The organism is Protofrankia symbiont of Coriaria myrtifolia (assembly GCF_900634755.1).
GTDB lineage: Bacteria > Actinomycetota > Actinomycetes > Frankiales > Frankiaceae > Protofrankia > Protofrankia coriariae.
In genome coordinates this window covers 1-9,430 of record NZ_CAAAFS010000018.1, presented here as the reverse complement: position 1 = coordinate 9,430, position 9,430 = coordinate 1, and the positions used below count along the sequence as shown (strand labels likewise).

5 protein-coding genes are annotated in these 9,430 nt (G+C 66.9%); all 5 read right to left on the bottom strand.

Going from position 1 to position 9,430, the window contains the following annotated elements; translation table 11 throughout:
* Nucleotides 1-75 precede the first annotated feature (75 nt).
* On the bottom strand, nucleotides 76-735 hold the full coding sequence (locus CM1CMNOD_RS00805; RefSeq protein ID WP_013871789.1) for a hypothetical protein: 660 nt from the start codon (nucleotides 733-735) through the stop codon (nucleotides 76-78).
* Nucleotides 736-950: 215 nt separating this feature from the next.
* The gene (locus CM1CMNOD_RS00800) at nucleotides 951-1,784 is read right to left on the bottom strand and encodes a hypothetical protein (RefSeq protein ID WP_131772008.1); all 834 of its coding nucleotides are present in this window, start codon (nucleotides 1,782-1,784) and stop codon (nucleotides 951-953) included.
* A 332-nt stretch (nucleotides 1,785-2,116) separates the two neighbouring features.
* Nucleotides 2,117-8,446 (bottom strand): phosphotransferase, encoded by a 6,330-nt coding sequence (locus CM1CMNOD_RS00795; RefSeq protein WP_013871787.1) that lies wholly within the window; start codon nucleotides 8,444-8,446, stop codon nucleotides 2,117-2,119.
* Nucleotides 8,447-8,507: 61 nt separating this feature from the next.
* Nucleotides 8,508-8,894, bottom strand: a complete 387-nt coding sequence (locus CM1CMNOD_RS00790) for a hypothetical protein (RefSeq protein WP_013871786.1) — start codon at nucleotides 8,892-8,894, stop codon at nucleotides 8,508-8,510.
* Nucleotides 8,884-9,312 carry a YbaB/EbfC family nucleoid-associated protein gene (locus CM1CMNOD_RS00785; RefSeq protein WP_013871785.1) on the bottom strand — a complete coding sequence of 143 codons (429 nt, stop codon included), beginning with the start codon at nucleotides 9,310-9,312 and terminating at the stop codon, nucleotides 8,884-8,886. Before CM1CMNOD_RS00785 ends, CM1CMNOD_RS00790 begins: the two co-directional genes overlap by 11 nt.
* Nucleotides 9,313-9,430 lie beyond the last annotated feature (118 nt).

Here is a 9,430-nt window from a genome sequence, read left to right as displayed (position 1 = left end):
CCATCCGATCTCGTTCGCGAAGATGGTGCGGCGGATGCCTGCCGCGCCCAGGTGGTGTGCGAGTTGTCGCTCCGATCAGATGTGCTCGAGCCGCTCCGCGACGTACTCGCGCTCCCACGACGCCGGACGTCCACCACCTCCGCTCACCCGCCATCGCAGGACATCCAGCGCCCGCAACCCGGTTATGTAGTAGTGGCAGGAGAAGAACTCCAGCACCACCGCGCCATCCTCCCGACGGGCAGCCGGTGCAGCCACCAGCGCGGCATCCACCCACGGATAGTCAGCCGCGAACGCGTTCACATCCCGCACTAACTCACCCGCCCGGTGCAGCGTCGTAGCCGCATTCGGCAACACCACCGGCTCGTCGATTAGCTTGACCGAGTAGAGCTCACTCAACAACTCGGCATAAGCCAGCGGATCAAGATCCACATCCAGCCGGCGACCCAATTCCCGTATCGTCGCCACATCATTAAGGAACAACACCTCGCCACCGTGAGCGAAGAGCAAGCCGTACGTGTAGGCGTCGTTGTCAGCGAAAGTGCGACTTACGACCACCTGCACCGCGTACTCGACCCATGATTCCCAACCGATCAGCCAATCCGCCAGCCGCGCCGAGTAGTAGTGGCGCCCAGCGTGAAAGACGACGGCATCAGGCCAGTCTCGCCGAGATTCGATCTCCTCGCCCGACTGGAACACATAGCGCTCGATCGCGGCAACAACCCGATCCGCCTCCACACCGACCCCTTCCCCAGCCAACCGGCACGACCTAAGCGTCGCCCACCGACGAAATGCCGCTCACGTTCTGGCCGTCGGCACCACCGCTGGTCCAGCGTCGTGCTCGCCACGTTGTCAGCCGATCCAATCCGGCGAACAGCTTCCGTGTCCGTTCCTGATCCTCCCGGCGCCGCGCGTAGACCGGCACTCCCCGATCGGCTCCGACATGAAGTTCACTACCGACTGTCCGAGGCCACGGTAAGTGTCCAGAGTCGGCGTTCGCTTCCTACATACACTATCCCGTCCGGGCTCACGACGGGCAGGTGTGAGATCGGCCCAGGGGCATACCAGGTCCAGCGGGCTGAGCCGTCCGGCTCCAGGCAGCGGACGAAAGTCTGATCGGACAGATCGTGCCACTTATGGTAATCGTCCCATTGTTTCCTCGATGGTGATGCGATGACCAGAAGCGTCCCACCGGGTCCTGGGACCAGGCACAGCGGAGGCGCATGAAGCTGGTGACGCCACAGCGGCGTGCCGCCCAGATCCAGCATGATAACCTGCCAGTTCCACTCCATCGGGCGGATTTCGATCCTAGGTCCAAGCATGGCCACACGGACACCGTTATCGGAGTCGGCCAGCACCGTGAGCGGCGATCCAAGCGGAACCGAGCTCTCGAATCGCCTAATCTGGTGGCCAGCTGTGTCCACGAGGAAGAATCCGCTCCCCGCGTACCACTCCATGGTAACGAACAGCGTCGTATCGCCCACCACCGTCGGTCTCCGACCCAGGATCCCGCCTGAAACCGGTGGGCCGTCCGGCGGCGGAAGGTCGCAACCGGACAGGACAAAGGCCCTGTGGTCAAACGACCACAGACGAACCCCATCATGGCCGAGGCCGTGGACGAATCCCTGCTCGACGACGAGGATGACGTCGCCGAAAACGAACGGTGCCGTACCCCCCCGTTTACTCAGGTGGAACGACCAGCGCGGCTCCCCCTGGACAGTCGTGCATCGCAGCTCCGCCGAATGGTCGGCGAGCACCTGATAGAAAAGAAGGTCACCCCGTGGCATAGCCGTGAGCTCGGAAACTCGCGATACCGGGAACAAGCGCGACACCGCCCCGGACCTGCCGCTCCTGACTACGACCGATCCGCCCTCGATCCGTGCCAGACCACCGTCAGGAAGCATCGTTGGCTGTTCATACGAGACTCCTTCCCCGGCTACTTCCCAGAGAATCTTCCTGTCCCCGCCCACCAACACCAGAGACTGGGCAAACGTGACGACACAGCTGCCATCCCGAGTCATCGCCAATGCTCCACCGCCAACTGCGGGCAGTGCGACCGACCCGAGTACCCGAGCCGCCGTTCGGCTCGGGTCATTGTCAAACGATCGTCTGGTACCCGTCATTCCTCCCAGCCCAATGACTTCTTCAAGAGATCGATCTCCGCTTCGAGCTCCCTTTCGAACTTCCGTTTCATCTCTATCGTACCGTGTTCAGTAGCAATGGAGTCGGGATGATTGAAAGAGGTCAGACTCTCGACAATTTGAAGGAGTTTGTTCAGGACGCTGCGCGCTCCGAACATTCTCATGGTTCCGTCGTGCAGGGTCGACCCACCCGCCTCCCGATATGATACGCGAAAGTGTTCCAGCAACATCTTCGTTTCGGCTGGACTGAAGGAAAACTGGCGGCTGTAGTATGCGAGGCGCTGCTCGAAGTTTGATACGTCGCGTTCAGGGGAGGCTATGGGTTCGCCATGGTGATTCATCGAGTAGTGGAATGTCGGTGTGTCAATGAACGTGACGCCGCGAGCCCGATCCCAGAAAAAGTTGCCGGGGTGGGCATCTCCATGAACCAATGCTGATTTGCCGGGATAGCGCCGGGCTGCGTCGATCGCCTCATCGAGGCGTCGACTGAGTTCGTGCACGTCCAAGCCGTGCTGCTCGACCAGGTCGGCTCGGGCACTCACTTGGCTGGTGAGCCGGCGAGCGAGACCGGTATGGAAATCTAAGTAGTCTTGGGCGACCGGCCTGCCCGAACTCACAGGCCTCGTATGCAACTCCGCGAGGGCCGCGGCGGTGTCACTGACGGCGGTCTTCAGCTCCTCCATCGCCCGCAGCCTGTTCTCGGGGGACGCTTCGTGGACAGCTGCCATAATGTCGTCGATTGCGCGTCCGGATGCGACGGAGGACAGGAGGACGCCAGCCGGTGCGTCACCGTGCAGGATAACCGCCACACCCCGGACCTCAGGAACCCGCAGGCGCGTAAACTCGTCCGACCTGAGACGTTCGATTGACGACAGCTCACGTACGAACTCCTCCATCCTCGGGAACACCTTAACCACGGCTACGACCGCACCCGACGGATCTCGTATGAGGAAGACCGGCGCGCCGGAGTGCCCCTTCGCACCTTCGCCGCCAACTCGTTGTAGCGAAGCGTCACCGAATCCCAGCGCCTCACCAGCCATCTCGGTGAGGGCCGGAACGACGTCGCCGCCTTCGGCCTCAAGTCTAGGCAGTTGGTCAGCAAGTCGGGACACCGCATCGTTGTCGACCAGCCCGGTCGGGGTACGGCTTTCGGTAGCTTGCTCCAAGACTGCGTCGTGTAGCCCTTGTGCGCCATCCCGTCCGGCTGCTTGCCATGCCGAGAAATCCGGGCCTGCCCGCTCCTCGTCTACGCGAGGTCCGCCGTCGTGACCAAACTCTCCGGCCGAGAGTACTTCGGGGACCGGCAGCACGTCAGAAGCCAACAACATATAGGGAGTCGGCGGGGCTGGTGGCGGTGCATCACGTAGGGCTGGGAACAAGAGCTCACTCTGGCGTTGCCGTACTCCGTCAAGGTCCAGGCCATACGTATCGACAACGTGCCGCATGATCGGTCCGTGGAGGCTGCCGTACTGACGCTCGGTGGGTATAGGATGCGTTGCGTCTATGATGGCCGAACGAGCTTGCTGGACGATGCTCTCCGGGATGAGCGCCGGGTACCAGACGAGGATGCCGCCGAATTCATTGTCTAACCGTTGCGGGATGTATCTGTCCAGCACCATGTTCCGGAGCTGCTCGGGAGTCATGGCGGCCAATTCGCGGTACCCATCGGAGTTTGGGATCCGCGGATCATCGGTGGGGTCGAGCGAACGGTGGCCGGCTAGGCCGCGGAGGAACTCCTGCTGGACAGCGAAGCCCTGGTACTCCCGCTCAAACGTGAGCTGATTGTGCACTCGGGCCGCCATGCCACGCGGAAGGCTCGTTTCGATGGCGCCTCCCAGCAGCGCCCTGCTTGGCTGCAGTGCGTGCATGCCCTCGTGTACAACAGTGGCCGCGAGAGCGCCAAGCGACCGGGGACCATCGCCAGCCTGGGGATTAACGAATGTGACACCCACCTCCGGGTCGTAGAACCCACGCGGACGTTCTACAGTAACCTGACGTTCGATGCGGAAAGTAGCCGTACCGTCTGGAAGCAGGGCCCGCACGGAGTCCATATCCATCGGGATTGTGCGTTCGAAGGTCCACGCCGCGTGCGCCTCGAATTCGGGACCCAGAATGTCGCCGATCTTCGCAACCACAATGGCTTGATCGATTACGTGAAACCGGTATGTGGCGGGGTCGACGCTCACGACCCGGTTCGCCATCTCAACCGAGTTGAGCGGGTCGACACCGTCAAGATCCCGCCATCCGGGATCAGCGAACTCACCACCCCGGTCGAAATCACGCCAGTTACGGTAGGTGTCGGCGTACTCCCCGACCCTGACACTCAGATCACGTATCCCCTGCACAAGAGCGCGCAGGTCGCCACTTGCCCGCGCCCGGTCGGCCAAGCTCTGCACCCGGTCGGCCAGGCCCGCGATCACGTCGAGGTCGTGGATACGCTCGGCGACGACCTGCTCGGGGTACTTGTCGAGCAGGTTCGCCTTGGCTCGGCCCACCAGCTCGTGCACCTGGCTGGGCAGGTCGGCACCGGTACGGATAAGTTCGGGCGGAAAGTTGACGCTCGGTGCGAGCTCCTGCGACATATGGTCGATCGGCGTCAGGCCCGACGTCTTCTCGACAGCCGGTGGGGCGTCCGGAGCGGGCACCGAGCGCGCGGCCACGGCTTGGGCCGCCTCGGCCTGGAGACGGGCGACGGTCTCGTCGATCTCCGCCGCCGACTTCGGCACCATCGTGCCGTCTTCGCCCGGCCCGGTGAGGTGCTCCCGCACCCACCGCACAACCTGCTCGGGCGTCTTCGGGGCGGCGAGGATGTCCCGCACCCATTCAGGGGTCAGCGCCTGCGATTCGGCCGGCTGCGCCGGCACCACATCACTGAAACCGACCTGGTCCACGCCCACAACCGGCACATCCGCGCCGATAGGCTCCTCCAACGGCACCAGCCCGGCCGGATCCCGCGGCAGCTGAGACGGTACGGCAGGGCCGCCCCCGGATGGGAGCGCCGCATCCGGGGGCGATACCGGAACCACCCCGTCCGGGATGCGCCCCGCACCCCGCGGCAGACCCTCTACGCCGCGTACGAACCCTTCGCCGGCCAGACCGCCCCACCGCGATGGGCCCGCAAGATCTTGACGAACACCGCCGCGAAATCCCCGTCCCTGTTCCCGTCCTGCGGACTCCCCTGCTCCGACTCCTTGTCGATGATCAGACGGCGGTCCATCCTCGGGTACCCGAAGATGTACTCGACCTCCCGTCTGTCTTCCCGGACCTTCTCGAAACCCACCAGAATCGCCATCGGCAATCCCCCGTCCCCATAAGGTGTCAAGATTCTCGCCAGTACGGCCCGGCCGTACATCCTGCCAGTTGTAAACACTATTGGCGTATCCATGCGCCTGCGGATACGTCGCGTCAGGATACCCCCGCAGATAGTCGGACTCGGCGAGCTCATGCTCGAGAAGACCGAGATCTTCACTGAGATGACGGCCCTCACGCAACCGAATCCACGCCTCGGCTATGTCGGGGTCCGCGTCGAACCGCTGGCGTATGAAACCACCCTCATAGTCGCTGACAAGATGTTCGTCGACCATGAGATGGCGCTTGATCTGACCGATCTCCTCGGGCGTGAACCCGATCCTGCCGCCCGGGCGCTCCACCGCCGCCAGGCTGCCGGCGATGTCCGCGATGTCGGCGTCACCCGCCCGGAACCGGTCGTAGGCGCTGTCCGCCCACTCCCAGGCCGCCACCTCGTCGCGGGGCCTGATCGACGCGCCGGTCATCGCGTCCGCCAGCGGCGCATGGTCCGCATGGCCGGAGTGCGCGGGCTCGACGTGGCGGGACGCCCCGGCATGGCCGGACGTGACCTCCGGGTGCGGATATGGGTGCGCAGAGCGAGGGCCGGCGGGCCCGTCGTAGGCCGCGGCCGTGGGCCGGTCGGGTGGTCCGGCCGGTGGATGATCCGAGCGGATCGGACGTTCCGGCGGAACGGTCCGCTCCCCGGGCGCCGGAGGCCGCTCCCCCGGCCGCTCGGGCGTCCCACCCGGCGGGCTGTGCTCGGTGGGCGCCGGTGAGGCGACGTCGGAGCGCGCAGGAGGGCTGTTGTCGGGGCGTACCTCCGGGGTGTGGTCGAAGCCGGCGAGCTCGACGTGGCGGGGGGACGTGTCAGGGTACGCGGGGTGCGTATCGACCGGAGGCCGGCCGTGGGGTGGCGTGCCGTCCCCCGCGCCATCCGGGCCGCCGCCACGCGGGAAGCCGTCCTGCGGAAAGCCGTCCTGCGGAAAGCCGTCCTGCGGGCCGCCGTCACGCGGGAGACCAGCACGCGGGCCGGCTCCACCGTGCGGGCCGCCACCGCGCAGGGCGCCGTCGCGCGAACCTCCGTCACGCAAACCGCCGTCGCGCAAACCGCCGTCGCGCGGACCGGCGTCGCGCGGACCGGCGTCGCGCGGACCGGCGTCACGCGAACCGGCATCACGCGAACCGGTGCCGGACGGCGACGGTCGGCCGTCCGGGTTCGTGCCGGGCGGAAGCTCGCGGACGGGCGCGTCGAGCGACGGCAGCTCGGCGGCCGGCTGCCGCGGCCCGTGGGGACCGGTGAACGGGTCGGTGAACGCCGGCTCTCCCCGCGTGGCGTCCGGCCTCGGGGTGGAGACGTCACCGGGGAGACGCCCGATGACATTGCCCTCCGCGTCCATCCGGACGATCTCCGTCGGTTTGAAGCCCTCCCCGCCGAACCGCGCGCCGAACGTGTCCCGGCCGGCGACGTCGACACCGACCGCGGTGTGTGCCCCCGCGTCGTGCGCCAGCATGCCGATACGGCCGTGCTCGCCGGGGACGGCCACGACCTCCTGCCCGATCTTCAACGGCAGCGGCCGCACGGACGTCTGAACGTGGTTCAACGTGCCGAAGAGCGCCCCCGCGGCAGCGCCGTGACCTGCGCCCGCCGCCACGTCACTCCAGCTGAACGCCTCTCCTTTGACGAAGTGGTCGTAGGTCTGCGTGCCCAGCGCCAGGGTCCCGCCGGCGACCCCGCCGCCGAGGATGTGACCCAGCGGGCTGCCCCACATGCCCGCGCCGAACGCCGCACCCGATACCGCGGACAGGCCCGCCTCACCGAAGTCGACCGCGCCGGGAGCCCGGTGACCGTCGGCGACCTGGAGGAACTGACCGAGGAGGTTCCCGCCGCCCATGATGCCGGCGCCCATGGCCATCCGGGTGCCGAGATACCGGGCGAGCTCGTCGCGGAACGAGACGTTCGCGGCCATGCCCGCGGCCTCGCGGCCGAGGGTGGCCCTCGTGACCTGCTGGGCCAGCTCTCCCGCGGCCAGGCGAGCCACGTGCGACTCGGCTGAGCGCGCCGCGACCCTGGCGCCGAAGTTCCTGGCCAGCTGCTCTTCGAGCTCGCGGGCCAGTTGCTGCTGGATGAGCGCCCGCCCCTGTCGGGTGAGCGCCTTGGCGCCGACCTCCCGCTCGAGTGAGCGGAGCAGGCTTCGTCCGACCATGTCCCGCAGCGCCTCGGCGGCCATCCGGTCGGCGACGCCGCGGGCGATGACGTTCCTGGGCAGGATCCCCCGCAGCAGGTTGGCCGGCAGGTCGCGGAGGAGGTTGAGCGCCTCCCGCCCCAGCGCGGGGAACGCCGTACGCAGGACGTCCGGCAGCGCCGAGCGGGCCGCGATCGGGGCCGTTTCCCGGGCGAGGGCGAGCGTGCCTTCGTCGACCGCCGAGGGCAACGCCCGGACGAGGAACGCGGGCAGCGCGTCGAGCATCGCGCGGATGGAGATGCTGCTGATGGCCTTCATGATGGCGGCGCGGGCCGCCTGGATACCGGCCTGGGCGGCGCCGACGGCTGCCGGGACACCGCCCGCCGAGGCGCCGAACGAAGGGATCAGAGCAATTATGATCATGACGAGGCTGATGGCGAGGATCATCAGGTTGATCCCCACCATGAACTTCATGAGTTCGACCTGGAGGGCGAAGCCGTTGACGCCCTCCTGCAGGGCGCCCATGCTCTCGGCGGTGCTTCTCAGGCTCTCCAGATACTGGTACCAGCGTTCGGGGAACTTCTCCGCGGCGCCGCCGCCGCGCCAGTTCTCGAGGATGCCGTCGGCGGCTTTCCCCAGCTCCTGGTGGGAGTTGGCCAGCAACTCGGCCGCCGCACCGTACGCCTTCGCCAGCTCGTAGAGCTTGCCCTCGTCGGCCTCGGGAACCTCCCCGTAGAGGATGTTGCCGACCAACGTACCGGTGCCGGGCAGGTACGGCTCGACCTCGTCCGCGAGCCATGTCATGAACTCGAGGATCCAGTCCGAACTGCCGGACAACCGTCGTCCTCCCCCGCTGTGACCCGCCGACGGGTGACCCGGACCGGCTCGTCAGTACCCGTCAGAGGCTGGTCGCGCCATAACCGCCCGCCTCTTTGATCTCCGTGGCGCCCTGCTCGTCGGCACGCTGGTAGTTCAGCATCGCGTCCGTGACGAAGTCGGCGATGGCTGTCAGCCCCGCACCGAACTGCCCGGCCTGGTGCTTCACCGCCGTGTTGGCCGGCATGGCCCCGTCCCCACCCGCGTCGACCTGCTTGTGGTAGGTCCGCAGGAACTCGTTGGTGAAGTGGTCCGGCGGGAACATCGCCGGGACGTCCAGGTTGTTGATCGCGGCGAGCGCGCTGTTCACCGAGTTCGTCAGGTTCTCGCCCTCGGTCCGCAGGCCGTCGGCGACGTCGAGGATGTCCGGGATGCTGCTCGTGATGTCGAGGGGGTTGTCACCGCCCACGTTCTTCGTCCGTCCTCTTCCGTGGCAGGTCGCCGTCGTGGCCGTACGCCAGCTCGTCGATGTCCATGCCACCGATGCTGCTCAGGCGCATGTCACTGGGCAGACTCCCGTCGACGATCTCCTTGGTCTGCCGTTTCGCGTCCTCCGTCGCGGACCGCACGGTCGCCACGATGGTGGCAGCCAGCGCCTTCGAGTCGGGCCTGCGGTAGACACGCGGGTCGATCTCAAGCTCGATCAGGTGCCCACGCGCCCCGACCACGGCCTTGATCATCCGGTCGTCGGACCACGCCTGCCCGGTGACCTCGAGCATGCGCCGCTGCAGGTTGGGGAGCTCGGACCAGGTGCGCTTGAGGTCGCTGAACATCTCCCCGAGCGCGGTCCAGTCGGGCCGCTCCCCCTCGAACCTCGACAGGTCCACGACGACCCTCCTCCTGTCGTCCGGTCCGTTCGCCGCAGCAAACGGCGGCTGCGGCGAACGGCCGTTGCCCGGCGGAGGTCGAACCGCCCGCCGGGCAACCCTGGCTTGGCTGCCTGAC